Raw genomic sequence first — 26,657 nt, 5'->3', positions numbered from 1 at the left:
GAATTAGCTCATCTCGATGGCGTTGAGTGCTTCTGCGAGAGTTTTCACCGCCACCACTTCCATGCCTTCGATATCGTTTTTCAGGCGGTTGCCGGCCGGCACGATCGCCTTGCGGAAACCGTGCTTGGCGGCTTCCCTGAGACGCTCCTGCCCGGACGGCACCGGACGGATTTCCCCCGCCAGGCCCACCTCGCCAAACACCACCATGTCGCGTGGCAGCGGGCGATTGCGGAAACTGGAGACCACCGACACCAGCAGTGTCAGGTCGGCGCTGGTTTCCATGACCTTCACGCCGCCCACCACGTTGATAAAGACATCCTGGTCACCCACCAGCACGCCGCCGTGGCGGTGCAGTACGGCCAGCAGCATGTTGAGGCGGTTCTGATCCAGGCCCACGGCGACCCGGCGCGGATTGCCGAGGCTGCTGTCATCCACCAGGGCCTGAAGCTCCACCAGCAGCGGGCGGGTGCCTTCCCAGATGGTGGTGACCACGGAGCCCGCGGCGATTTCGTCCGCGCGCTGCAGGAAGATGGCGGAGGGGTTGGACACTTCCTTCAGCCCTTGCTCGGTCATCGCGAATACGCCCAGCTCGTTCACCGCGCCGAAACGATTTTTGTGCGCGCGCAGGGTGCGGAAGCGGGAGTCGTGGGTGCCTTCCAGCATGATCGAGCAGTCGATGATGTGTTCGAGTACTTTCGGGCCGGCGAGGCTGCCGTCTTTGGTGACGTGGCCGACGAGTATCAGTGCGGTGCCGGTCTGCTTGGCATAACGGGTCAGGTAGGCGGCGCTTTCGCGCACCTGCGCTACAGACCCCGGTGCGGACTGCACTTCGGCCATATGCATGACCTGGATGGAGTCCACCACCATGACTTTCGGTTTTACTTCGCCGGCGGTGAGGCAGATCTGCTCGACGTTGGTCTCGGACAGCATTTGCAGGTGGTCGGCCGGCAGGCCCAGGCGTTTGGCACGCATGGCCACCTGTTGCAGCGATTCCTCGCCGGTCACGTACAGGGCCGGCAGGTTTTGTGAGAGGTGGCACAGGGTCTGCAGCAGCACGGTGGACTTGCCGGCACCGGGGTGCCCGCCGATCAACACCACCGACCCGGGCACCAGCCCGCCGCCGAGTACCCGGTCCAGCTCACTGGCATTGGTGGGAATGCGTGGCAGCTCGCTGAGGTCGATCTCGGAGAGCTTCTGCACCTTGCCCTGCCCCGCCGCACCGGCATAACCGGCCTGGGCATCAGTAAAGTTGGCGGAGCGACTGTCGGTATGCGCCGGCCCCAGCCGCACTTCGCTGAGACTGTTCCACGCCCCGCAGGCACTGCACTGGCCCGCCCATTTGCTGTAGTCGGCTCCGCATTCATTACAGACAAATGCGGTTTTGGATTTTTTGGCCAAGGTGTTTCTCTCAGTTCTTGGTGCGGTGGTATCAGTTCTTTTCTAGCTTTGTGGTGGTGCCGCTATCCGGTGTGAACTTCCGAGACACGAGCTAGGCGCCCGAAACTATGTTCAAGGCGCTAATAGGGGTCGCAGTTTACCCCTCCGTCAGGGATGTGGAAAACCGAGAGCCCCGAATCCGCCCATGTACCCACTGGTACAAAACCGGCAAAACGACCAACGTCAGCAGCGTGGAGGAAATAATTCCTCCTATCACTACCGTCGCCAGCGGCCTCTGCACCTCCGCGCCAGTCCCGGTATTCAACGCCATCGGCACAAACCCGAGGCTCGCCACCAGTGCCGTCATCAGCACCGGGCGTAAACGCAGCATGGCTCCGTCCACAATCGATGTATACAGCTCACCGCTCTCCCGCCAGCGTTCACGGATAAACGACAACATGACCAGTCCGTTCAGCACCGCAACGCCCGACAGCGCGATAAAGCCAACACCCGCAGATATCGACAGCGGCATATCCCGTAACCATAACGCCAACACCCCACCGGTGAGCGCCAGTGGCACGCCGGTGAAAATAATCAAAGCGTCTCTCAAAGAACCAAAAGCCAGCAGCAGCAAACCCAGAATCAACAACAGCGTCAGGGGCACGACCACCGCCAGACGATTGCTCGCCGATTGCAATTGTTCGAAGGTACCACCGTAATCCAGCCAGTACCCCGGTGGCAGGCTGACTGAACTGGAAACCCGTTGTTGCACCTCCTGCACAAAGGAACCCAGATCCCGGCCGCGCACATTCGCCGGTACCACCACCCGACGCTTGCCATTCTCCCGGCTTACCTGTCCCGGTGCAGGCAACCATTGGATAGTCGCCACTTCTTCCAGCGGGACAAAACCACCAGTGGGCAGTGGTACTGGTAGGGAAGCAAAGCCGCGTACATCGCGGCGCAAATTTTCCGGCAGGCGCACAACCAGTTCAAAGCGGCGATCACCCTGGTAGATCTGGCCCGCGGTCTCACCGCCAATCGCCGCCGCGACCAGGTCCTGTAAAACCGCCAGGTCGAGTCCATATTGCGCCAGTGCCACACGCTTCGGTGCAATGGATAACACCGGAAGGTCATCCACCTGCTCCACCCGTGCATCGGCCGCGCCATCGACAGTTTCTACCTGTGCCAGTATGTTCCCGGCAGTTTTACGCAGCTGTGCCAAATCGTCCCCAAACACCTTGATAGCGAGATCAGCGCGTACGCCGGAAATCAGCTCGTTGAAGCGCATCTGGATCGGCTGGGTGAATTCGTAGTTGTTGCCGGGCAGGTCTGCCAGTACCTGCTGCATTTGCACGATCAGTTCTGCGTGGGCGAGGCCGGGATTGGGCCAGTCAGCGCGAGGTTTCAGCATGACGAAGGTATCCGCCACATTGGGCGGCATCGGGTCCGTGGCGACTTCCGGAGTGCCGATTTTGGAAAAGACCCGCTTCACCTGCGGGAATTCCATCAGCACCTGCTCAACTTGTTGCTGCATCGCCACGGACTGTTCCAGGCCGGTGCCGGGGATACGCATCGCGTGCAGCGCCACATCACCCTCATTCAGCTGTGGAATAAATTCCGAGCCCAGTGTCGTCGCGAGCCAGCTGCACAGTGCGACCAGGGAAAATGCGAAAAGCAGTACCAGCCAGCGCAGTTGCAAGGCTGCCAGCAACAGCGGGCGGTAGAGTTTTTTCAGGCCCCGCAGTGCGATATTTTCCCGTTCGCGTACCGGTCCGCGCAGCAAGAGCGCCACCGCGGCGGGCACCAGAGTAAAGCAGAATAGCATTGCCGCCAGTAGCGCCATCACCACTGTCGCCGCCATAGGGTGAAACATTTTTCCTTCCACGCCGGTGAGAGAAAACAGCGGAATATAAACCAGGGTGATAATCAAAACCCCGAACAGGCTCGGGCGAATCACTTCATTGGTCGCGCTAAAAACTACCTGCAAGCGCTGCTTCAGTGGCAACGCCTGCGGTTGGCTGCGCCCTTCCTGCGCCAGCCGGCGAATGGCATTTTCGACAATGATTACCGCACCGTCGACGATCAAGCCGAAGTCCAGCGCGCCCAGGCTCATCAGGTTGGCAGAAACGCCGGTTGCCCGCATGCCGGTCAGTGTGGCGAGCATGGCCAGAGGAATAACCGCCGCGGTGATCAGTGCCGCGCGGAAATTCCCGAGCATAAAGAACAGCACGGCAATCACCAGCAGAGCGCCTTCCAGCAGGTTTTTCCGCACCGTCGCCATGGCTTTATCCACCAGCACCGTGCGATCGTACACCGGCGTTACCACTACCCCTTCCGGCAGGGATGGCTGCAATTTTTCCAGTGCATCGGCCAGGTCTGCAGCGACGGTTCGGGCATTCCCGCCCACCAGCATCATGGCGGTACCCAGTACCGTTTCACGGCCATCGGTTGTTGCAGCGCCAGTACGTAATTCGCGCCCGATCCCCACATCGGCGACGTCGCCCACGGTCACCGGTGCGGCGGAAGCCGAAAGCGCAACAACAACATTTTCTATATCCGCGATATCCTGCAACTGACCCGGCGAACGCACCAGTAACTGGCTCGCGGACAATTCCACAAAACCGGCACCGCGATTCTGGTTGTTGCGGCGCAGCGCGCGTACAACATCGTCCAGGGTAATGCCAAAGCCCAGCAGTTTTTCCGGATAGGGCGTGATGTGAAACTGCTTGCGATAGCCACCAATCGCATTGACCTCGGTCACCCCTGGCACCAGCGCCAACTGCGGCCGGATGATCCAGTCCTGGATTTCCCGCAGTGCGGTGATGTCGTACGGCTGTCCGTTCGCGGTTTCCGCGTCTGGTTGCGCCGTTACCGTGTACATGAACACTTCACCGAGCCCGGTGGCAATGGGCCCCATACGCGGCTCCAGCCCCGCGGGTAATTCACTGCGAATTGTCGCCAGCCGGTTAGCAACCAGATTGCGGGCAAAGTACAAGTCAGTATCGTCGCGGAATACGGCAGTAACCTGGGACAGGCCGTAACGGGAAAGACTGCGGGTATATTCCAGCCCGGGAAGCCCGGCGAGCGCTGTTTCCACGTAATAGGTAACCCGCTGCTCCGCTTCCAGTGGCGAATAACCGGGAGCCTCAGTATTGATCTGCACCTGGATATTAGTGATATCCGGTACGGCATCAATCGGCAGGCGCTGGTAGCTCCACACCCCGAACGCCACGATAAAAATGACAGAGCAGAGCACCAGCTTCCGGCGCTCGATAGAAAAACGCAGTAGAGATTCAATCATTACCGTCTCCCTCAATGCGCATGTTCTGCGGCGGATTTTTCCAGCTCAGCTTTGAGCAGGTAACTGTTAGCCACTACATAGTTTTCGCCGCGCGTCAGGCCACGCAGGACTGCGGTAAATTTTTCACCCCGCTCTCCGGTCATCACGTCACGCACTTCAAATCGTCCGGGAGCCATCCGCACAAACACCACGGTTTCGCCATCGACCTGCTGTAACGCACGGCTGTCCACCACAAGCGCTTCCGGTCGCGCGGGCATCTGCACCTGTGCGGCGACGAAAACACCCGGTACCCATCGACCATCCCCATTGTCGATTCGGACTCGCGCACGACTGTATGGAGAATCATTTCCCGCCGGCACGATGCTGCGAAGGGTTCCGGCATATTTCTGTTCGCCAGCCGTGATCCTTACCCCCTGCCCCTCCTGCACCCGGGAGAGATTTGCGGGAAAAACCTGCAGTTCCGCCCACAGGCTCGAGTAATCCGTGACCGTGAACAGCACCTGATCACTGACATATTCTCCCGGCCCCGCGTGCTTGGCGGTAACCGTTCCGGAAAACGGTGCACGCAGCGGGTAGTCCTGCAGGCTTTCGTTGGAGTGCACCCGCGCCAATAATTGCCCGCGCTCGACGCGGTCACCGATATGTACCTCGACGGACTGGACCACCCCGGGATAGCGTGCGCGGATATGGCTCACCGCCGTCGGTTCGAGCAGTATTTTTCCGTACAGCTTTGTGTTTTGTTGCACCTGTCCCGGGCTCGCAATGGCCGTCGTCAGTTGCGCATATTTGAGTGCCGTTTCACTCAACTCTATATGGCGAGTCTCGCCATCATGATGATCCTGTTCGGCATAAACACTGAAGGACAATAGCATGGCCGCCGGCATCAGCAGGTGACGCATACGAAGAGCAGTGGCAAGACTTCTAAACTTGAATATTTTCATCACATCGACCCGAATTTATTTAACGCTTTCTGCCGGCGACGACACTGTCAGGGGCACCGCGGTCAGTTGTTCTATTTCGGCGCCGGCAAGCAATGCTTCCGAGGCCCAGCCAATCAGCAAACGGCGCGCACCCAGTAATTCTTCGCGCGCGGCAACCCATTCCAGATAGCCGTAGCGACCGTTACGGTAATAGCGTTCGGTTTCTTCGAGCGCGGTGGTTAACAGGGGAATGACTTGGCTGCGGAGTTGCCGGCAGGACTGAATCGCCTGTTCCCGACGGAAGAACGCATCGTAGAGTTGCGTGTAAATTTTCAATAACGCCGCGCGCTCTTCGACTGCGACGCTGTCCAACGCGGCCCGCGCCGAAGCAATGGAACCCCGGGCACGGGCGCTACTAAACAGGGGAGCGCTGAATCCGAGCACCAGCGAGCCGCTGTCCGCCACGCCGCTTTCATTGTCCGTTCCCCGCAGCCCCATAGCCCACTGGATATCCGGGCTGCGTTCTGATTCGGCAAGCCGCAATTGCGCGGCCCTCAATCGCTCCTCGCTCGCAAAGCGGGTCAGCACTGGATTTTGCCGGGCACGCTGAAAGAACGTATTGAACTCCCCCGAAGAACCCAGCTGGTACAGCACACTGCCATCGACGCGAAAATTCCCGCTCGATGCCGAAGCCGTGTCGCCCCACAAGCCTGCCAGTATTACCCGGTCAGTTTTATGCCGGGCAGCAACACGATCACGCACTATGCGTGCGCGAATCAGCGCTGCCTCTGCACGACGCTTTTCAGCCTGCGGCGCGCCGCCTGCCGATACTTTCGCCGAGACGGCATTCAGGGTATCCAGTGCCAGGCGCACGGTGTCATCCGCCAGTCGCTGCCGTTCGGCACTGGCAACCACCCGAACATATCGGCGAGTGACTTCGCCCATCAATTGCAACGCCTGCAAGCGCTGCTCAGAATCCAAAACCAGGCGTTCACCGCCGACGACCTGATCGCGTGCGCTGCGCTTGCCGCCGAGTTCGATAACCGACGACAGTGCCACCGTCACTTCAGGTTCTTCGCCGTCATCGCCACTGGCGATATTTTCGAATTCGGTTTCCAGGCGCACACCGGGATTCAACCCCGCGGTATAGGCGCGCCCGTCCAGCATTTTCTGGCGAAAATCAAAGACCGCAAGCGTCGGGTTTTGCTGCAAAGTCCGCTGCATCGCCTCTTGCAAGGACAACAATGGCGGCGGATTATTTGGCGCGGCCTGAGCACCTGTGCCCGCGCATAACAGCGTCGCGGGCAATATCACACACAGCAACGCCTGCCCGGCACACTGCCGGACAGTATTAGGTAAAACTGACATTGTTTATTCCGAGTTAATGAACAGGAGCCGCGCTCAATCACGCGGCGCGAAATTCAGGAACTCAGGCGATAGGAGGGCGTAGAAGTGCAGAAATATAACGGCGGGGGAAACCCGCATTGATTGGCTGGAACCACTCACTGACAGACAAGATGGAGACTCTGGTACTGGAGAGCAGCGCGAGGCAGCCGGCACTGTGACAGTGGCAGCAATGATTGCAATCCTGCGTGAGATCCGGACTGTTGTGATCTGTAATCAGCAGTTGCGGAAGCTGCGGATATTCGCTGCTGCGCTCCGCGGCGGAGTGCCCGGAATGGGCGCGATGGTCCAGGTGGGGAGAGCCGTCTGCGGCATCCTGGTGACTGGCCGGTAAATGGCTGGTACTTGCCGACAAATCCTCGTGGCTGTCACTGAATGCTGCCGCCGTCTGGAAAACCAGAAGCGCAACCAGTATCAGGCACAAACGTTTGACTGAACCGAAAGCCAAGTTGTACAACCCAAGCCATTGAATGGAAAACGGAACATAGCAAAATGCGCACGCAGACTCAAAGCACTGGCGGCACATTCAACTTCCAACTAGCTTATACACGCGCCAGCAGCTAGCCTGAGGGTAGCAAGGGTAACAAACGCCGAAAGCCGGCCACGTTTCACTATTGGGAAATGCATCACCGCCGATAGTCACCATGAATTCAACACCACATATGTCTCCCCGCTCCGCTTCAGTGACAACTGCACATATTGCATCCCGGCTGCCCGGGCTGTGGCTGCTGCGCACTGACGATATCGTGGCCGGCAGCCCCACTGCCGTTGCGCTGGAAAAATTGCTCTCGGATGAAGAACGTGCCCGCCAGCAGAAATTCCAGGGTGCGGATCAGCAACACGGTTTTCTGCTCGGGCGCGCGCTGATGCGCCGGGTACTGGGCAAGCTCAGCGGCACCAAGCCAGAGGCCCTGCGCTTTTCCCGCCTGCCTACTGGAAAACCCCTACTGGAGAATGCCCCCGAGCTCCATTTCAGCCTGAGCCACAGTGGCCGCTGGATAGCGCTGGCGGTATCGGAAAATGAGGCCATCGGTATTGATATCGAGCAGCCGCAAAAACCCCGCAACTTCCAGCGCATCGCCCGGCATTACTTCCACCCCCAGGAGTGCGCCCTGCTGGACGCGCCACCGCGGGAACTGATGCCGGTGCATTTTTACCGTATGTGGACCCTCAAAGAGGCCTTCTACAAAGCCCGCGGCACCGGTATCTCCGAAGGGCTGGGCCGTGTGGATTTCTCCGGCTTCCACCTGGGTCAAAGGGCACAGTTTGCCGCCGACCTGCCCGGAAGAGAGCTGCCGTGGCAGTTTTTCTACGCCATGTTCCCCCTGCGGGATACTTCCCAGCTGCACCTGGCAGTGGCCGGCGTCGATCCCGCAATTGGTGACCTGTCAGCCAATGCGATTCGTCGCGGAATGGGCTGAGTGCGCTTGCACGGATCATCACCAGCTCCTACTATCGCCGCTCAACCTGCCGCCACGTGACCCGGACTTCATGTTCAATACCCTCAGGACACTGCTGTTACTTGTGCTATTCGCCGTCGCTGGCGAAGCCCTGGCAGCGCCCTGTGATTCGGGTAGCGACCATCAGGCTCCCGGCATCTCGCACGACGCGGTGAACATGCCGCATAAATCCATGGAGTCCATAGCCAGACACCAGCAATGCGCGGATCACGGCTGTAACTCCCGGTCGGAATTGCAGACACACCACAGCTGCGACAGTGACTGCAATTGCTGCCCCGGTGTGTGCACCAGCGTCATCCCAACTTCCGCGAATCCGACGGAATTGATCGGCTTCAGCCTGCCCCGCACCGCCTACCGGTCGCTGGATTCGAGTCCAGAACCGGAAACCGCTATTCGTCCGCCCATTTTGTCCTGACCAGGGATCAGTGCGCCTCGTAAAAGGCCCTCTGGTATTCCCAACGCCACTTTTCCCGACACAACACACGCCTGCGAGTTCACGATGCAGCCTCTCCTGGCAGTGTCTATTCCCCCGCGTGTAATCACGATATTTTTACGACAGGACATCACTATGCGCCCATTTATACTGGCCCTTGGCGCCGCTCTTCTCTTGCTCAGCGGCTGTGGCAGTAGCCAGGACACACAGTCAGCGACGGAAGCCCGCTCGACGGCTGCGACCGATTCCATCGCCCTCACCACCTACAAATCAGCCACCTGCGGCTGCTGCAAACTATGGGTGGATCACGCCAGCCAGCGCGGGTTCCTCGTCGACGCCCGCGATGTGAATAACCTGAACGACATCAAACAACAGCACCAGATCGCACCGGAATACCAGTCGTGCCACACCAGTGTGTCGGAGAACGGCTATGTTTTCGAAGGGCACGTTCCGGCCAAACTGATTCGCCAGTTCCTGCAGAACCCTCCGGCCGGTGCACGCGGACTCGCGGTGCCGGCCATGCCGCTCGGCAGTCCGGGCATGGAAGTGGGCGACCGCTTTACCCCGTACGAGGTACTGCAGCTGAATAACGACGGTAGTCACGCCGTCTACGCCAGCATCGACCGCCCAGAGCAACAACACTGAGGCGCCTATGAATAACTCCAGAAAAAGCTCCCAGCTGGCGCTGCCATCCCTGTCGCGGCGCCGCTTCGTAACCGGCATGGCCGCAGGTGCAACGCTGCTTGGCGCGCCCGTCGCATCCAGTGCCAGCGCACAGCGCAATAACCCGACTCCGCAGCCACTGCGCGGCAACCATTTTGACCTGCAGGTGAACTATCTCCCGGTAAACTTTACCGGCCGCGAGCGCACCGCAGTGGCCGTGAACGGCAGCCTGCCGGGCCCTGTCCTGCGCTGGAAAGAAGGTGATACGGTCACCCTGAATGTCACCAACCACCTTGCCCACGACACATCCATTCACTGGCACGGCATCATTTTGCCGAGCAATATGGATGGCGTGCCCGGCCTCAGCTTCAACGGCATCCGCCCCGGCGAGACATTCAAGTATCAGTTCCAGGTCAACCAGAGCGGCACCTACTGGTATCACAGCCACTCCGACTTCCAGGAACAGATCGGCCACTACGGCGCGATCGTTATTGATCCCGCGGAACCCGATCCTGTCGCCTTTGACCGCGACTATGTGGTGCTGCTGAGCGACTGGAGCGATGACTCGCCCCACGACATCTACGCCAAGCTCAAGAAAGAGGGGCACTACTTCAACCGCCGTCGCCGCACCGCCGGCGACCTGTGGCAGGAGATCCGCCAGAAAGGCGTGGCGCAAACCTGGCGCGACCGTGAGATGTGGAATGAGATGCGCATGTCGGATCGCGATATTTCCGACGTCACCGGTTATACCTACACCTACCTGATGAACGGCCAGACGCCGGATGCCAACTGGACCGCGCTATTCAAACGCGGGGAAAAGATCCGTCTGCGCTTTATCAATGGCTCGGCCATGTCGATTTTCGATATCCGCATTCCCGGTCTGAAAATGACGGTGGTCGCCAGCGACGGCCAGAATATCGAACCGGTGAGCGTGGATGAATTCCGCATCGGCGTGGCCGAAACCTACGACGTGGTGGTGGAGCCGGCGGATGACCGCGCCTACACCCTGTTTGCCCAGACCATCGACCGCAGCGGTTACGCCTGCGGCACCCTGACCCCGCATCAGGAACTGCGCGCCGAAGTCCCCTCTATGGATTACGCCCCGGTACTTACACACCGCGATATGGGCATGGGCCACTCTGGCCACGATATGGGCGGCATGAGCGACATGGATCACAGTGGCCACGACATGGGCAACATGGACGGCATGGATCACAGCGGCCACGATATGGGCGACATGCAGGGCATGGATCACAGCAGCCACGATATGAGCGGCATGCAGGGCATGGATCACAGCAGCCACAATATGGGCAGCATGAGTGGTATGGACCACAGCCAGCATACCGGCCACCAAATGCCAGGACGTACCTCTGGCCTCGGTCGCGCCGGCTTTGGCAGCAATGCCCCGGTACAGCACTATCCCAGTGAGTACGGCCCCGGTGTGGACATGCGCGCACAAATGCCGGCAAACGGCCTCCACGATCCCGGCATCGGCCTGCGCGGTCACCAGAGCCGCTACGGCCGCCGGGTACTTACCTACGCGGATATCCGCAACCTCACCCCCACCATTGACCGGCGCGAACCCGAACGGGAAATCCAGCTGCACCTCACCGGCAATATGGAGCGCTATATGTGGTCCATGGACGGGATCAAGTTCAGTGATGCCGAGCCCCTGATGCTGAAATATGGCGAACGTGTGCGGGTGACCCTGGTGAACGACACCATGATGACCCACCCGATTCACCTGCACGGTATGTGGAGCGAACTGGAAACCGGTGACCCCGAATATATCCCTCGCAAGCACACCGTGATCGCGCAGCCGGGCTCCACCATCAGCTATCTGGTGACCGCCGATGCCTATGGGCGCTGGGCCTACCACTGCCACCTGCTGTATCACATGCCCGGCATGTTCCGCGAAGTCAGAGTGGTGTGAGGAGTTGAATATGAAACAGAAAATGATGTGTTGCGCCGCTCTGCTGCCACTTCTGACGACGTCGCTGGCGTTTGCCCAGGATCAGGAACACGGGGGGCACCACCATAGCGAGTCTATGGAACCTATGGATCATGGCCAACATCAGGCTCAGCCGGGAACCGTGCCCGCAGATGGCCATCAAGGTCATCAGGGACACCGCAACCCCTACTCCACCGCAAGCCTGCACAATGCTCCCAACCAGCCGGACCACGTGATGGATCACGAGGTGTTGCTGACCAAGGTAACCATTGACCAGCTGGAAGCGCGCGAACACCAGGGCAGCGCACTGGAAGGCAGCCTCTGGTTTGGCGGCGACTTCAATAAGCTGTGGCTGAAAACGGAAATCGAACGCGAAGAGGGGGAGACCACCAACTCAGAGCTGCAGGCACTTTACAGTCGCGCCGTGGCGCCCTACTGGGATTTTCAGGCGGGAGTTCGCCACGATTTCAAACTGGAAGGTGGTGACAGCAAGAGCTGGGCGACAATCGGCTTTAACGGCCTCGCCCCCTATTTCTTCGAAGTGGATTCGGCACTGTTTATCGGCGAAGACGGTGACAGCGCGCTGCGCCTGGAAGCCGAGTACGAACTACTGTTCACCCAGCAATGGATTCTGAGTCCGGAGATTGAAATGAATTTCTACGGCCAGAATGATCCCGAAAGCCACACCGGCTCCGGTCTCTCCGATATCGAAGCCGGCCTGCGCTTGCGCTACGAATTCACTCCGCAGTTTGCACCCTACTTCGGTGTGCACTATGAAAAGAAATTCGGCAACACGGCGGACTTTGTGCGTACCGAGGGCGAAGCCACCAGTGAAACTACCTGGGTAATCGGGCTGTACACCTGGTTTTAATTATTCAAAGGTACGAAACCGTACGGTGAAAATTCCCGGCCGGTTCGGCTCGCGGTAATGTCTTCCCAGGCATTTACTCAGCCGCGAGCCGTCCGCGCCGGGTCTGCTGATATTGTCGCGGACTCATTCCGACAATCTGGGTGAATTTGCGGGAAAAATACAGCGGGTCTTCATAGCCCACCGCTTCCGCTACCGCCTGCACACTTGCGTCTTCGCGCACCAATGCCTGGCAGGCATCAGACATCCTCCGCTCATCCCGCCACTGTAAAATACTCCGCCCGGTATAGGCCTTGAACAATTTCGACAGGCGCGCGCGCGACAGCCCGGAAACACTGGCCACGTCCTCTATAGTGAAATCGTCATACAGGTGATCGCTGATATAGCCCAACGCTGTTTTCACGCGGCCATCCAGAACCACGCTGCCCGCGCGTTGCGCATACTGGAAACTGCGCAGGAATATCTGTTCCGCCAGATTTTCGATGATGGCCTGGGAGAGTTCCTCGGCGGGCGATTCCACATCGAGCATCTGTTGGAAAATATGTTTGATTGCGGGAACTTCTCCAACCGGGACAGGCAGGAGGTAAATATACGGCCCCAATTCCGACCAGTTCAGACGGCTCATCACCCGCTCTGCCGGTTTGCAGTAAAACCAGTAGGTTTCCCACAGCGCATGATCGTGATGACGGCGAAACTCATACAGTGCGCCCGGCGCGAGAAGAATCATATCGCCAGGTTTGGAAACAAACGTCTGGCGAATGCAATTGAATTCCCCGCCGCCTTCTGTGGTCAACATCAGGCACCAGCTGCGGCTACTGCCCAGCGGTCGGCTGACCTGAATATCGCCAAGTTCACCGCGCTTGCGACGGCTGGCCCCGAAAATAGTTAGGGACTCGAAATAGTTATCGACCAGCTGATGGGTAGCCAGAAATTCATTCAGGAAGGTCACTACCTGTGCAGGCTGCAGGATCACTTCGGGCATAAATTGACTGCGCCAGCGCTCGATAAAGCTGTGGGCATTGGGCTGCGTCAGAAACAGTTCCCGCAGGCGTGACTCGGACCAGATCGGCAACAGGCCCGGGGCAATATCGCGAATCCTGCTACTCACAAATACCCGGGCGGCGGACGCAGCCTGCTCGGTTACCGGCTGACCAGACAGTATCCTCCATAGCGTGGCCACCTGTTGAACAGAATCCTGCGGTTTGGTCATAACTTTTCCAGCCATTTAAATACGAAAAAACCACAAAATTCGACATCTTTACAACCATTTACTGTGGTTAGACGAACCTATACACATATCCGGCATTATCCCCTCACCCCCCAAGGCAATACAATTGTCCATATATAAACAGGTTCGTCTATTCCTATCCGGACCCTACCTCTCCTAGACTGCGCACTTACCGTAACCTGTGGGAATCCTGCGCGCTCAAGATCCACGTACACCGTGACCAGAAATCAGGTCCCGTGCTGCTGACCAACCCGAGCAGCTCCCCAATCAAGCTTTAACCAATCCCATGGAAATCGAATATGAAACTGACCGGTAGTTTCCGCTTCCCCGCATTCCTGCTGTTGATCGCAGCGGCAGCCAGCTTTGTCGGCTGCACCGACGCCAAGAACGATGCGAACGAAGCAGAGCGCCAGTGGCCGGTAAAAGTCGCCACGGTCGCCAGCAACGGAAACACCGGCCTGCGCCATTTTGCCGGACAGGTTAAGGCGGTGCAGACGCTGGACATGTCATTCCAGGTAGGCGGGCAACTGGACAAACTTCCCTTGAAAGAAGGTGAAGTCATTCCGAAAGGGAAGGTTATTGCGGCGCTGGATGATCGCGACTACCGCCGGCAGGTAAAAGAAGCACGGGTCAGGCTGGAGCTGCTGCAGAAAACCCTGGATCGTCAGCGCTCCCTCGCCGAACGCAAGATCATTTCGGTACAGGCTCTTGATGAGACCGAGAGTAACTACGACCTGGCCAAGGTAGCGCTGGAGAACGCCGAGCAGCAACTCGCCTACGCCACTCTGCGCGCGCCCTTCGATGCCATCGTAACCAGGCGACTGGTAGAAAATCACACCAATGTGCAAGCCGGTAAAGGCATTGTTCGCCTGCAGGATATTTCCGAAGTCCGGATTCAGGTATCGGTGTCTGAAAAACTGATGGCGACTGTGAATCGCTCGCAAGTGGATGCGATCACCGCAACCTTCGAATTCCTGCCAGGCAGGGAATTCCCTCTCGAGTACCGTGAGCTTCAGACCGAGGCCAATGAGGTCACCCAAACCTATATGGTCGAACTGGGCATGCCGCGACCGGAGCAGGTACAGATTCTCCCGGGCATGACCGCGCGCGTGAACCTCAAATTCAATGCCACCAAGGGCGACCTGCGTATCCCGCTGTCCGCCGTGCAGACAAGTGCTGACGGCGCGTCTTATGTGTGGCTGATCAACGATGAACAGCGAGTAACCCGCACACCCGTAGAGCTGGGACGTACCGATGGTGAACTGGTGCAGGTTACCGCGGGCCTGGAGCCCTCGATGAAGCTGGTCGCCGCTGGTGGGCAACATCTGTATGAAGGAGCCCTGGTGCGCAACTATCTCCAAAAGTCCACAAATGCCAAGCAAGCTGATATTTGAGCCCGCGGGCAGTGAAGTATTCGGAGAAAGTGCATGAAAATTTCTGATCTGTTCATTGACCGGCCGGTGTACAGCTGGACCCTGATTCTGATTTTCCTGCTCGGCGGCCTCTGGGGGCTGTCGGACATCGGCCGCCTTGAAGATCCCGCGTTTACCATCAAGCAGGCCCGGGTATTTACGACTTACCCCGGCGCCAGTGCGCGTCAGGTGGAAGAGGAAGTTACAGAAAAACTTGAGATTGCCATCCAGCAGATGGGACAACTCAAACGCATTACTTCGACTTCCCGCACCGGACTTTCGGAAATTAATATCGAGATCAAGGATGAGTACCTTTCCGAACAGCTGCCGCAGATCTGGGACGAACTGCGCCGCAAGGTAAACGACGCGCAATCGTCACTCCCCAAAGGCGCGCAACCGTCGGTGGTGAACGATGATTTCGGCGATGTGTACGGCATTTACTATGCGATGACCGGCGAAAGTTTCTCGCCGTCAGAAATGCGCGAAATATCCAAAGCGGTCCGCCGTGAACTGCTGACGGTCGAAGGGGTTGCACGGGTATCCCGCTCCGGGGTCATCGACGAGGTCGCCTTCCTTGATGTGGATGAAACCCGTCTCGCACAACTCGGTTTTTCCCTCGACGATCTCTCCCAAGTGATCAACGCCGAAATCAGCACTGAGCAATCGGGTGAAGTTGGCGACCGCGACCTGCGCACACGTATTTCCGTCAACGGCACAGCCACCGATCTGGATTCCGTGCGCAATATTCTGTTCGGTGTGCCCGGTTCTACCGCAATGCTGACGGTTCAGGATGTTGCCGACGTTTCCCTCGCCTACGACGAAAGCCCGAGCTTCATCGCCCGCTTCAATGGCAAGCCGGCGATCCTGATTGGCGTTGCCGGCAACCAGGACACCAATATCGTCGATGTGGGCAACGCCGTAGAAGCGAAACTTGCACAGCTGGAGCAAGCGCTGCCGCTGGGTATCGAGATTTCCCCTATTTACGAACAGCACCGGGTGGTTGAGCAGAGCGTCGATGGGTTCCTGTTCAACCTGCTGTCGTCGGTCGTGATCGTAATCCTGGTACTTTGTGTCTTCATGGGCTGGCGCTCTGGCGTGGTGGTAGGCGCGGTACTGGGCCTGACTGTGATGGGCACCCTGCTGTTCATGAATATGTTCGGTATCAACCTGCAGCGGATTTCCCTCGGCGCCCTGATCATTGCCATGGGTATGCTGGTGGATAACGCCATTGTGGTGGCCGAGGGCATGCTGATCGGCGTGCAGAAAAATGAACAACCCAAGAGTGCGGCCAACCGGGTGGTGCGCCAGACCTTCTGGCCACTACTGGGCGCGACCATTATCGGCATCATGGCCTTCTCCGGTATCGGCCTGTCACCGGACACCACGGGTGAGTTCCTGTTTTCCCTGTTTGCCGTAATCGGTATCTCATTGCTGCTGAGCTGGGTGCTGGCCGTTACCGTGACCCCGTTTGTGGGCAACCACCTGTTCAAACCGAGTGAGCTTGCCGGCTCGGAGGATCTCTACGATGGCAGGTTCTACCGGATGTACGCGGGCGTACTGGCAAAGGCTCTGCAATACCGTCGCCTTACCGTCGCACTCCTGTTTGCGGTCACTGCCATCAGCTATATGTCTTTCGGCCTGGTGAAACAGGCATTTTTCCCCGATTCCAACACGCCGATGTTCTTTGTGAATTACCACATGCCCCAGGGCAGTGATATCCATCGCACCGATGACGCGCTGCAGGAAGCCGTGGACTATATGCAGTCGCAACAAGAGGTCGTCTGGGTGACGTCCGTGGCAGGCCGGGGCGCAGACCGCTTTATGCTCACCTACGCTCCAGAGGCACCGAATGCCGCCTACGGTCAGCTGATCGTACGTACGCAAGACCGCAAACAGATTCCAGCGCTGATAGCGCGCGCTAAAACGACGCTGCGAGAAAAACACCCGGAAGCGCTCGTCACCTTCAAGCAGATGGCCTTCGGTCCCGGCAATGCGCCGGATGTCGAGGTGCGAATTTCAGGCCCGGACCACGCCGAGCTGCGCGCAATGGCCGAGCAGCTGAAACAGGTGTTCAGAGAAAAGGGGCTGGATAACATCAGCCACAACTGGCGCGAGCGTGAGCCCGTCATCCGCGCACATATCGACGATGAGCGCGCCCGGGTTGCCGGTGTGACCAGCGCGGATATCAGTCGCACGGTGCAGTTCGCCACCTCCGGCTACCGGCTCGGCAGCATTGAGAGCGGCGACCGCATCATTCCGGTTGTCGCCCGCTTGCCGGAAGGCGACCGCAATCAGGTGGGCTCGCTGGAAGACCGCCTGGTGTGGAGTGCCAGCCAGCGCGACTATATTCCCGCCGGACAACTGGTGGAGAAATTCGAAACGACCGCGGAAGATGGCCTGATCCATCGCCGCAACCGTATTCCCACGATTACCGTCAGTGGCGATGTGACCGCAGGGGTCAATGCGATGAATGCCTCCGCACACATTCTCGACGGCCATGAAAACCTGCAACTGCCCCCCGGCTACCGGGTGGAGATCGGCGGTATTTACGAGAAATCATCCGAGTCCAAGGAAAACCTCGGCACACGCCTGCCACTCAGTTTTCTGGTGATGATTCTGGTAACCGTGCTGCTGTTCGGTACCGTAAAGGAACCGCTGATCATCTGGCTGGTAGTGCCCATGAGCCTGGTAGGCGTAGTAATAGGTCTACTGGTGAGCGGCTTGCCGTTCGGATTTATGTCACTGCTGGGCGTGCTCAGCCTGTCGGGCATGCTGATCAAGAATGCGGTGGTATTGGTGGATGAAATCGAAGTGCAGACCCATGCCGGCCTGCCGCGTCTGACCGCCATCCAGCAGGCCAGTGTCAGCCGTCTGCGCCCGGTGTTCCTCGCCGCGGTGACCACGATTCTCGGTATGTCACCGCTGCTGTTCGACGCCTTTTTTGCGGATATGGCGGCAACCATTATGGGCGGCCTCAGCTTCGCTACCGTGCTGACACTGATCGCGGTTCCGGTTTTCTATGCAATGTTCCACAAGGTCAGAGCGGATGAGGTGATTTCAGAAAATTCCCCACGTACCGAAAGTCGTGCGGAATTGAAAGAAGCAGAACCAGCGTAAACCAAAGCCGCTTTTAAATACCGGGGCAGTGCACTGCCCCGGCACCCTCCCCTGATTCAGGATTCCGTCAGCGCTGTGATACCTGCGCAAACCCCTGGGTAACCACCCCCAGAGTATCGGAGGCCAAAAACTCCCGGGCCTGCGATATGCCTTTCATCTGGGCATCCAGGAAGGCCAGGCTGACCGCATTGGCCATTCTCAATGCGTCTGCTTGCGGCTCCGTTTCCAGCTCTAAACGACAAATCAAATTGCCAAAGTAATGGTCGCTGCCCTCGGTAACCAGCAGGCTGTTAAGCCCCTCGACGCCGCGATCGTAACTCATGGCATGCAGGCGCCAGTCGCGAAAAAAACGCGCTTCCACGTCCCAGGTGCCCGTGGTCACCAGCTGCGGAACGCTCATATTTATCCAGCTCTGTTCATCGACCATATTAAACATGGGCCCCGGTGGACTGAACGCAACCACCGCCTGTATTCGCGTATCCGTCTCCCGCATGCGCGCATCAGATTCCGGCACTGCGGCGTCAGCACCTCCCAGCATTTGTGCAGTAAAGGCACCGAAACTGTGTCCGGTCGCAGCCACCCTGCTGCGGTCGATACGCTGGCCCAGCTCCGCAGACCCGACGACAAGTGAGTCGAGTCCGTCCAGTATGTTGATGAGATCGCGTGGGCGCTGTTGCATCACTCCGTCCTGGCCGTAGCGCATCATCGCCAGAATTCCGTTGAACATGCCCCCGGCATCCATGTGATCGGGAGCCAACACCACATAACCGTGACTTACCCAGTGACGGATGATGCGATCGTAGGCACGCCGGTTGGAAAAGTTGCCATGGGAAAATAGTAGCAGAGGGTAAGCCCCTTCCGTTTCGGGGTAGAACGCAGTCAGTGTCAACGGCCCATCCCGAGTGGCGAGCGTCATTTCCGGGATCACTGAGACCGCGAGTGGTCCGGGCTCAAAACCGTAAACAACGGACAGCTCTGCGTCTTCGGGCATTGACTTCGCATCAGGTAATATCAGGGGAGCGGGCTTGAAAAACAGGGTGTAGAGCCCCCACCCGCCAATCAGCAGAAACAGAACCGTCAGGCTTAAACGTTTGACTGTTTTCATTGGTCACCCTCCGGCGCAACAAAGGCGATCAGGTCCTGCAATGCCGAATCGACCCCTTCTACAGGCAACAGGTGGCCAGCACCCTGGTAAATTCGCAGTACCACCGGATTGCCGCTGCGTTCGATCAGAGATTTAAAGCGCTCAGCCTGAGCCTCCGGTAACTGGGGATTTTTCTCGCCCCACATCACCATCGTGGGCGCCTGAATTTCAGGTAGGACCGTCTCGGTGTCGGGAGATTTGAAATCCTGCATACGCCCGACAATGCCGCGCCGTGTGTCGAGGTTTCTGAACGTCTGGATAAACCCGGATTTAAATGTTTCGCTGGCCTGGTTGTCTGCGGTCAACCAGTCGACAAACTGGTTCAGGGACCAGTCAGGCAGATAACGCAGTACCCAATATGCCCCATCCGGCAAACCACCATTTTCCGCATCTGACTGGTCATGTCCTTCCAGACCTCCAGAATTCACGAGCACCAGTTTTTCGACCCGCTCCGGATTTTCTGCGGCAAAATTGAACATGGTTGCGCCCCCCATGGAAGCACCGACGAGGATCGCCCTGGAGATACCGTGGTGATCCATGAACAATTCCAGGGTTTCCATGGTGCTCAGCAGGGAATAGTCACCATCTTCAGCCAGTGAAGAGAGGCCGTGGCCGGGTACATCGAAGCGATAGACAGGGTGACTGTGAGCGAGCTCTCTGGCCCACTCATCCCACATACCCATATGAAAAAACATGGCATGCAGCAGGATGACCGGCGTTTCGCTGCTTTGATCAAGACCATCGGCACGGTAGGCAATTTTTGCCGAACCAATGTCCACGTAGGAAACACCACGGGAAAATGCCGTATCCCGCAGCGCCTGGTCCCGATAAGCGTAACCGCCATACAACGCAAACAGCAGCAATAACAACAGCACTGCCCCAAGAAAACGGGCAGACCATTTCCAGACCCAAGCCATCATGAGCAACTTGCCTCCCCGTTGTCGGCTATCTTTTTTACAACGCCAACCTGTAAAGGTGGCGTTATCTGGAGAGGCACTCTAGAAATAATTGCCCAATAAATTGGCTTTTATCAATTTTTAGCGTATCTGGCCGCCTGTATTGAGACAGGCAAGCTTTATACAGCGACCAGTAATCCCCGATACATTTTCATCTGACAGGTAAACGGGTATTCCCCTTTTTCCAGTTCCGGGAGTCTTACGTTGGTTGTCGTATGCACACCCAATTGCGCGCTGATATCCAGGTCGTCAAAAACCACATACTCGGCGCACGGGCTGGGATCTTCACGCTGGAACTGCAAGGTAATTTCCTGGCCCGCAGGCACCTCTACACGATCCGGCTCATACACGCCGTCTTTCACCTGGATAACCAGGGATTCCTGATAGTGTTCACCGGACACGTTTCTTCCCGCAATCCAGAACCACCACACAATCACGGCAATCAACAGCAGTCCGGCTACATTCACCAAGATACCGATCACGACTGTACCTCCTTGATTTGCGAAGGTTTGAAAAAGCGCAAACGGTTCGCATTACTCACCACCGTGACGGATGAAAATGCCATGGCCGCACCGGCGATTAACGGGCTCAGCAAGGCCCCGGTAAACGGGTAAAGCACCCCCGCAGCAATGGGAATCCCCAGTGTGTTATAGACAAACGCACCGAATAAATTCTGTTTGATATTACGCAGGGTCGCCTTGGAAAGCTCGATGGCATCTGCGACCCCATGCAGCGAGGAACGCATCAGGGTGACATCGGCGGTTTCTATCGCTACATCCGTGCCAGCACCAATGGCAAATCCGACATCCGCACGCGCCAGCGCCGGAGCATCGTTAATGCCGTCACCGGCCATCCCGACTCGCTTGCCATTTTGCTGCAATTTCGCCACCAGTTTTTCCTTGTCTTCCGGTTGCAAATCCGCATGTACGTCATCGATATTCAGCTGCTTCGCCACCGCCTTGGCAGTCGCGTGATTGTCGCCGGTCAGCATTTGCACCCGCAGGCCGAGTTTCTGTAACCGAGCGACCGCTTCTTTCGCATCTTCACGAATCGGATCAGCCACGGCAATTACACCTGCGATACGGCCATCCACTGCGGCATACATGGCGGTGCGACCTTTCTCTGCCAGCTCCTCTGCCCGCGCAGGCCAATCGTGTAATTCAATATTTTCTTTTTCCAGAAGCTTCCGGTTCCCCAGCAACACCGTCCTGCCATCTACTTTTCCACGAACCCCATGGGCGGTTATGGCTTCAAACTCATTTACACCAGGTAGTTCCAGGCCTTTGTCTTTTGCAGCCTGAAGGATCGCTTCGGCCAATGGGTGCTCCGAACCGGTCTCAAGCGCGGCGAGCAACTTGAGCAGCTCCTCTTTATCGCTATCGGCTTCAATGTCGGTCAGCTTTGGCGCGCCTTCGGTCAGCGTTCCGGTTTTATCCACCACCAGTGTGTCCAGATTACTGGCCTGCTGTAGCGCCTTGCCATTGCGGATCAACACACCGTGCTCCGCACCTTTGCCGACACCCACCATGACCGACATCGGCGTTGCCAACCCGAGAGCACAGGGACAGGCGATGATAAGAACAGAAATCAAAACCACCAGCATATGTGCAGCAACAGGCTCCGGGCCGACGTTGTACCAGACCAGCGCGGCAACCACGGCGATGATCATGACCGAGGGAACAAAAATCGCGGAAATTGTGTCGGCCAGGTGAGCAATGGGAACGCGGGAATTTTGCGCACTACGGACCATGTCGATGATCTGTGAAAGTCGGGTTTCAGCCCCTACCTTCTCCGCGACAAACACCAGCGTGCCGTTCTTGTTCAGGGTACCGGCAGACACGCTATCTCCCGACGCTTTTTTTACCGGCACCGGTTCACCGCTCAGCATGGACTCATCCACCAAACTGCTACCTTCGTCTACGGTGCCATCCACCGGAATTTTTTCACCGGGACGCACGCGGATTCGATCACCTTTCTGGACAGCGTCCAACGGTACATCCTGTTCTTCGCCGTTTTTCAGCACCCGCGCGCTGGTGTCCTGCAATTCCAGCAGTTTTTCCACCGCTGCACTCGTCTTGCCCCGCGCACGAACTTCCAGCGCCTGCCCGAGGTTGATTAAACCGATGATCATTGCGCTTGCTTCAAAATAGACGTGCCGTGCGGTTTCCGGCAGCAGCTCTGGCCAGAGCACCACCAACATTGAATACAGCCAGGCAGCACCGGTGCCGAGCGCGATCAATGTGTCCATATTGGCGTTGTGGTGCCGGAAGGCTTTCCAGGCGCCGGTATAGAAGTGCCCGCCGCAAAATACCATGACCCCGAGGGTTACCAGTCCCACCGCTCCCCAGGCTAACTGTTGGCCCGATGTGTGTACTGACATTTCACCTGTGATCAGTCCCCACGCCATCAGCGGTAGTCCGACAGCGAGCGCGGCAATGCAACGCCAAAGCAGCTGCCGGTAATGCCGGTGATCTTCCGCTTTCTGCAGCTCCCGCTGTTCACGGGGATCAGGTCTGGCCGGCTCGGCACCATAGCCGGCATTTTCAACCGCCTCGATACAGCGCTTCTCATCGACTTCGCCAGTGACGGTCAGGGTTTTCTCGGCGAGGTTGACCTTCGCCTCTTCTACCCCTGGCACGCCCTCAAGAGCGCCCTCGATCTTGCGCACGCAGCCAGCACAAGAGGCACCTCGCAGGGTCAATACATGTTTCTGGTTCGGCATCGCGTTTACCACCTGCAATTATTCGCTTTTCAATCTGGATATTTTCAGCATACAAGTCGTCCCCCCGGGTAAGGTAAATACCCTTCCACCCAAAGTTTCGCGACTTTCAACCCGCTTCCAACCCGCTTCCAACCCGCTTTTGTCCCATCAGTCAGCCCGCTTCTGGCTGGAATGAGGAGTCAGCCAAAATGGCACACTGTCACCAAGTGTTGGCAATGGTAGAATCGCGCCATGAAACATCCCCTGCTCCCGGAAAGACCACTCAGCATTTCCCCTACTCTGGCCGCGACCCTCGGCCTGGAGGAAGCGGTGCTGCTGACCGCACTTGGGGATATGCTGCCATTTTTGACTGTAGAGTCTCATCCCGGTCGGGACTGGTATACCGCCGATAGCGAGCAACTTGAGCGGCTGCTGCCGTTCTGGCAGCCGTCGGATATCCAGCGGGTCGCCACCAGCCTGCGTAATCAAGGTGCCCTGCTGCTCGGCGCGGCGCCCTACGGTGACAGCGGCATCCTGAAGTTCACGCTGCCTGCCGGTCAGGCGCAAGCGGCACAGGGAAGCGGCGCACGTACGCACGGACAGATGTCCAATCCTGCTCAGGCCCGCACTCGCAACGCCAATTCTATCGGGCCAAACTGGACACCGGACAATGAAACCCTGGCGCGAATCAGCCAGCTGGGAGTACCCGAGCATTTTGTACGGGAGCAATTGCCCGAATTCGTGACTTACTGGCGCGACCGGGGTGAATCCCGACACTCTTTCGGCTCACTGTTTCTAAAGCAGGTGAAATCCAAGTGGGAGGCCTACCGGGCAACCCAGGACCGCAAACGCCCGCTACCCGAAGACTGGCGGCCTGGTGAAGACACTCTGCGTAAACTCTCCGATGAAGGTGTTCCGAGTACCTTCGTGCGTCGCTGTACCCAGCGGTTTGTGGACTACCACCGCAGCAGCGGCAAGCAGTCTGTGTCCTGGGATCTTGAATTTAACGACTGGGTGATGGAAGACTGGGAAAAGCAAGACGCGCCCTTTATCGAGAAGCGCAAGCCCATCCCGATGACCCGCGACTGGCAACCCAGTGAACACACCTGGGAACAGTTGCGACGTCTCGCCATCAATCCAAACTTCGCCGCAGAGCTTTTGCCGGAGTTTATCTACAAATGGCTGGAGCGCGGCGGTCACAGCGCCCGCTGGGGCGAGCTCTTTATTGACTATGCGCGGGTAGAGTGGGCCTACTACTGCCAGGGTATCGAAAAGAACCCGGTGGCCAAACCCATTTCCCGCAACTGGCAGCCCTCCAGTGACTGCCTCGGGCATCTGTTAAATCAGTGTGAAATCGACCAAGACTTCGCACTTTCACTGGTTTCCGAGTTTATTCTTTATTGGCGCAGCCAGAATGCAGCCCGCAAGAGCTGGGATTCTGTTTTTGTGCGCCATGCGCGGCATAAATGGGCCGAGCGCAATAAGTTCGCAATAGGACACCACCATGGCAAGCCACAAGAATCCACCGCACCAACAAACCGGCGTACAAGGGACTTATCCATCGAGGACATCCTCAACGACACAAGCTGGTAGCGAAGCCATTAGCGAGCAAAAAAAGGCCATCAACTATTTATTTGGCTTGTTTAAAATTAATTTTCACAACCAGTACATGTCAGCCTTCCCCGACGTAGGAACGTTAACGCATGCACGACAGGTCTGGCAAAAGGCCCTAGCCAATATTTCGCCTGACCGAATTTGTCGCGCCGCCGAACGGGCTATTACTGTATGTGAATACTTGCCAACTATTCACAAGTTCCTTCAGCTTTGTGCAGAAGGCGATAGCGGACTGCCCGAGCCTCGTGCTGCCTACCGGGAAGCCTGTAACGCCCCCAGCCCAAAGGCCAACTTCAAGTGGAGCCACCCGGCGGTGTATCACGCCGGGCGCGCAGCGGACTGGTTTTTCCTGGCAAATAATCCGGAGGCCTCGGCCTACCCGGTATTTGCGGCCCACTACAAAAAGATCTGTGAACGCCTGATGGCCGGTGAGAGCCTGCCGGCCCCGGAGCAGGTTCAATTGGAACACCAGAGCGCCAAACCCCTTTCAAAAGCGGAAAATGCCAAGAAGTTGGCGGAATTGCGCGCACAGCTCGAAATATGATGAATACCGGGCTGGGAGTGTATCTGGATACAACCTCCGCCAGCCCGGTAGATTAAAACGTCTCTGCACAGGACTTCCGTAGAGCCTTATATACAAGACTTATACACCCAAAGCTCGAACAGCAGGTCACGCCATGGTCAGGCCCCTCATTCTGCTAGTTGTACCCGCAGCCATGCTGGCAAACACTGCCAGCGCCGATTTTTATTCCCACCGCTACGGCGGCATCAGCGTTCTCGACAGCCAATTCAGTGGTTTTTGCACGACGAATCGCGAATTTGTTAACAGTCTGAATTCAGATACCCAGCGAGCCACCCCAGGCGCCTGTACGGAAAGCAAAAGTACCGGCTGGAAGATTTATGGTGGCTGGCAATGGACCCCGCACTGGGCCTTTGAAGCCGATCTCAGGGATTCAGGTGAAAGCGAACATCAATTCACCGTAGTAAATCCAAGATTGCCAGGCCTGAACGTTAGAGACCGTGTTACTACCAGAATGGGTAACGCTTTCGTCATGGGCCATATACCCGTTGGTCGTAGTGGTCTTAGTCTGTTTGGAAAAATCGGAGGCGGTTTCTGGTTGAATCAACTCACCGAATATCAGGAAGGCGAGGCGATTTTCCAACTTCTGATGAGTGACGGTTCATCAGAAGACGTCACCGTCCCTGTATCAGGCAAGTTCAGAGAAAACGCGAGCGGCTTTCACTGGGGCTATGGTGCAGGTGTGAGCTATCACCATCGCAACAGCTGGACACTACGTGCAGAATGGGAAGTATTCCCGGAAGTAGGGTCGGATGAGCTGCGCGCTCAACACCAGCTGGAAAGCGCTTCAATTGGTTTGAGTATGCACTTCTGACGGCACGGCAGCTCGCGTGTTATTAACATTGGGATTTCCCGGCTCCCTGCGAAACCTTACTCACAGAATCACTGGATAGATTTGGGGATAACTCCGGGGTATCTGTGCTTGCCCGCATGGCTGCTAGCTTTCCGGTAGAGAACAAAAAAACGACGGCTGCAAACACCCTTAAACTGAATTGATTTAATTCATTTTTTCGCGGTTATGCACAGGCGTATTACTCACAGAATCTTGGGATAGAGCTGGGGATAAGTACGGGTTATCGCCCCAACCCCCCGTGGTTACTCGCTTTCAGCAAACGTATAAAAAAACACCTGCATTTTTACGCCACTTCTCAAGAGTATCAGTTAATAAGTTTGTGGCTGGACATTACGCTTTTTCCCCAGGCTTAATTTTCACAGTAAAAGCAAATTGATTTGGCTAGTTTTTTTGAGTTTATACACAGGTGGATTACTCACAGAAACACTGGACAGAGCTGGGGATAAGTACGGGATATTTGTGCTGAGTGGCGTGGTAGCTGGGGTTGGGGAAACGGCTAAAAAAGCGTCTGCTTTAGGTTACCCATTAATTGTGACGAAGAGATTAGTCGTCGGGCTTAGTGCACCGGATCTGGATTGATGTGTAGGAGCCTGCTTGCAGGCGAGCACTCTGGCTAGCTAGGTGATCGAATGTTTGTGAGTGTGAATAAGTAACTTGGGCGTTTTGTTGTGGGTG

General features: G+C 57.4%; 20 protein-coding genes. 10 read left to right on the top strand and 10 right to left on the bottom strand.

Translation table 11 applies throughout. From position 1 onward, the window contains the following. Positions 1-3: 3 nt before the first annotated feature. The 5 genes from radA to LC093_RS19035 all read right to left on the bottom strand — a co-directional run bounded on the left by radA (position 4) and on the right by LC093_RS19035 (position 7,450). Entirely contained in the window at positions 4-1,398 is a 1,395-nt protein-coding gene (gene radA / locus LC093_RS19055) for a DNA repair protein RadA (protein WP_226668671.1), read from the bottom strand. A gap of 136 nt (positions 1,399-1,534) precedes the next feature. Beyond that, positions 1,535-4,678 (bottom strand): efflux RND transporter permease subunit, encoded by a 3,144-nt coding sequence (locus LC093_RS19050; protein WP_226668668.1) that lies wholly within the window; start codon positions 4,676-4,678, stop codon positions 1,535-1,537. Between the two features lie 11 nt (positions 4,679-4,689). Continuing rightward, the gene (locus tag LC093_RS19045; protein ID WP_226668664.1) at positions 4,690-5,619 is read right to left on the bottom strand and encodes an efflux RND transporter periplasmic adaptor subunit; all 930 of its coding nucleotides are present in this window, start codon (positions 5,617-5,619) and stop codon (positions 4,690-4,692) included. 15 nt (positions 5,620-5,634) lie between these two features. Further along, entirely contained in the window at positions 5,635-6,966 is a 1,332-nt protein-coding gene (locus LC093_RS19040) for a TolC family protein (protein WP_226668661.1), read from the bottom strand. Positions 6,967-7,027: 61 nt separating this feature from the next. Continuing rightward, a complete protein-coding gene (locus tag LC093_RS19035) occupies positions 7,028-7,450 on the bottom strand; it encodes a hypothetical protein (protein WP_226668658.1) in 423 nt (140 codons plus the stop codon). Positions 7,451-7,646: 196 nt separating this feature from the next. On the opposite strand from LC093_RS19035, the gene LC093_RS19030 reads away from it, so the two are divergent. The 5 genes from LC093_RS19030 (at position 7,647) to LC093_RS19010 (ending at position 12,380) form a co-directional block, all read left to right on the top strand. Beyond that, entirely contained in the window at positions 7,647-8,423 is a 777-nt protein-coding gene (locus tag LC093_RS19030) for a 4'-phosphopantetheinyl transferase family protein (protein WP_226668655.1), read from the top strand. Further along, complete coding sequence (locus LC093_RS19025; protein WP_226668828.1) at positions 8,398-8,877, top strand: hypothetical protein; 480 nt, start codon at positions 8,398-8,400, stop codon at positions 8,875-8,877. Before LC093_RS19030 ends, LC093_RS19025 begins: the two co-directional genes overlap by 26 nt. A 153-nt stretch (positions 8,878-9,030) precedes the next feature. Further along, positions 9,031-9,540, top strand: coding sequence for a DUF411 domain-containing protein (locus LC093_RS19020; protein WP_226668651.1), 510 nt, complete (start codon positions 9,031-9,033; stop codon positions 9,538-9,540). 7 nt (positions 9,541-9,547) lie between these two features. After that, positions 9,548-11,491: a copper resistance system multicopper oxidase gene (locus tag LC093_RS19015; protein WP_226668649.1), complete on the top strand. Its 1,944-nt coding sequence runs from the start codon at positions 9,548-9,550 to the stop codon at positions 11,489-11,491. Positions 11,492-11,501: 10 nt separating this feature from the next. Further along, positions 11,502-12,380 carry a copper resistance protein B gene (locus LC093_RS19010; RefSeq protein ID WP_226668647.1) on the top strand — a complete coding sequence of 293 codons (879 nt, stop codon included), beginning with the start codon at positions 11,502-11,504 and terminating at the stop codon, positions 12,378-12,380. 73 nt (positions 12,381-12,453) lie between these two features. Here the strand turns inward: LC093_RS19010 and LC093_RS19005 are convergent, their stop codons facing one another. Beyond that, a complete protein-coding gene (locus LC093_RS19005; RefSeq protein WP_226668645.1) occupies positions 12,454-13,587 on the bottom strand; it encodes a helix-turn-helix domain-containing protein in 1,134 nt (377 codons plus the stop codon). Between the two features lie 317 nt (positions 13,588-13,904). On the opposite strand from LC093_RS19005, the gene LC093_RS19000 reads away from it, so the two are divergent. Together LC093_RS19000 and LC093_RS18995 are read left to right on the top strand one after the other, a co-directional pair. Continuing rightward, the gene (locus tag LC093_RS19000; RefSeq protein WP_226668643.1) at positions 13,905-14,999 is read left to right on the top strand and encodes an efflux RND transporter periplasmic adaptor subunit; all 1,095 of its coding nucleotides are present in this window, start codon (positions 13,905-13,907) and stop codon (positions 14,997-14,999) included. 33 nt (positions 15,000-15,032) lie between these two features. Then, complete coding sequence (locus LC093_RS18995) at positions 15,033-18,134, top strand: efflux RND transporter permease subunit (protein WP_226668641.1); 3,102 nt, start codon at positions 15,033-15,035, stop codon at positions 18,132-18,134. Positions 18,135-18,201: 67 nt separating this feature from the next. On the opposite strand, the gene LC093_RS18990 is transcribed toward LC093_RS18995, so the two are convergent. From LC093_RS18990 to LC093_RS18975, 4 genes are all read right to left on the bottom strand, one after another. Next, positions 18,202-19,239, bottom strand: a complete 1,038-nt coding sequence (locus tag LC093_RS18990) for an alpha/beta hydrolase family protein (RefSeq protein ID WP_226668640.1) — start codon at positions 19,237-19,239, stop codon at positions 18,202-18,204. Beyond that, on the bottom strand, positions 19,236-20,198 hold the full coding sequence (locus tag LC093_RS18985) for an alpha/beta fold hydrolase (RefSeq protein WP_226668639.1): 963 nt from the start codon (positions 20,196-20,198) through the stop codon (positions 19,236-19,238). The genes LC093_RS18990 and LC093_RS18985 overlap by 4 nt, the downstream gene beginning before the upstream one ends. Before the next feature lie 155 nt (positions 20,199-20,353). Then, entirely contained in the window at positions 20,354-20,716 is a 363-nt protein-coding gene (locus LC093_RS18980; RefSeq protein WP_226668637.1) for a cupredoxin domain-containing protein, read from the bottom strand. Beyond that, positions 20,713-22,956, bottom strand: coding sequence for a heavy metal translocating P-type ATPase (locus LC093_RS18975; RefSeq protein ID WP_226668636.1), 2,244 nt, complete (start codon positions 22,954-22,956; stop codon positions 20,713-20,715). Before LC093_RS18975 ends, LC093_RS18980 begins: the two co-directional genes overlap by 4 nt. Positions 22,957-23,187: 231 nt before the next feature. On the opposite strand from LC093_RS18975, the gene LC093_RS18970 reads away from it, so the two are divergent. The 3 genes from LC093_RS18970 to LC093_RS18960 all read left to right on the top strand — a co-directional run bounded on the left by LC093_RS18970 (position 23,188) and on the right by LC093_RS18960 (position 25,943). Continuing rightward, positions 23,188-24,528 carry a DnaT-like ssDNA-binding domain-containing protein gene (locus LC093_RS18970; protein ID WP_226668634.1) on the top strand — a complete coding sequence of 447 codons (1,341 nt, stop codon included), beginning with the start codon at positions 23,188-23,190 and terminating at the stop codon, positions 24,526-24,528. Further along, positions 24,440-25,093 (top strand): replication protein P, encoded by a 654-nt coding sequence (locus LC093_RS18965; RefSeq protein WP_226668633.1) that lies wholly within the window; start codon positions 24,440-24,442, stop codon positions 25,091-25,093. Before LC093_RS18970 ends, LC093_RS18965 begins: the two co-directional genes overlap by 89 nt. Positions 25,094-25,226: 133 nt before the next feature. Then, positions 25,227-25,943, top strand: a complete 717-nt coding sequence (locus LC093_RS18960) for an outer membrane beta-barrel protein (protein ID WP_226668630.1) — start codon at positions 25,227-25,229, stop codon at positions 25,941-25,943. Positions 25,944-26,657 lie beyond the last annotated feature (714 nt).

The sequence above is a fragment of the Microbulbifer aggregans genome (assembly GCF_020524005.1).
Classification (GTDB): domain Bacteria; phylum Pseudomonadota; class Gammaproteobacteria; order Pseudomonadales; family Cellvibrionaceae; genus Microbulbifer; species Microbulbifer aggregans_A.
The sequence above is the reverse complement of the archived record's forward strand: the minus strand, read 5'-3'. Positions and strand labels throughout refer to the sequence as shown.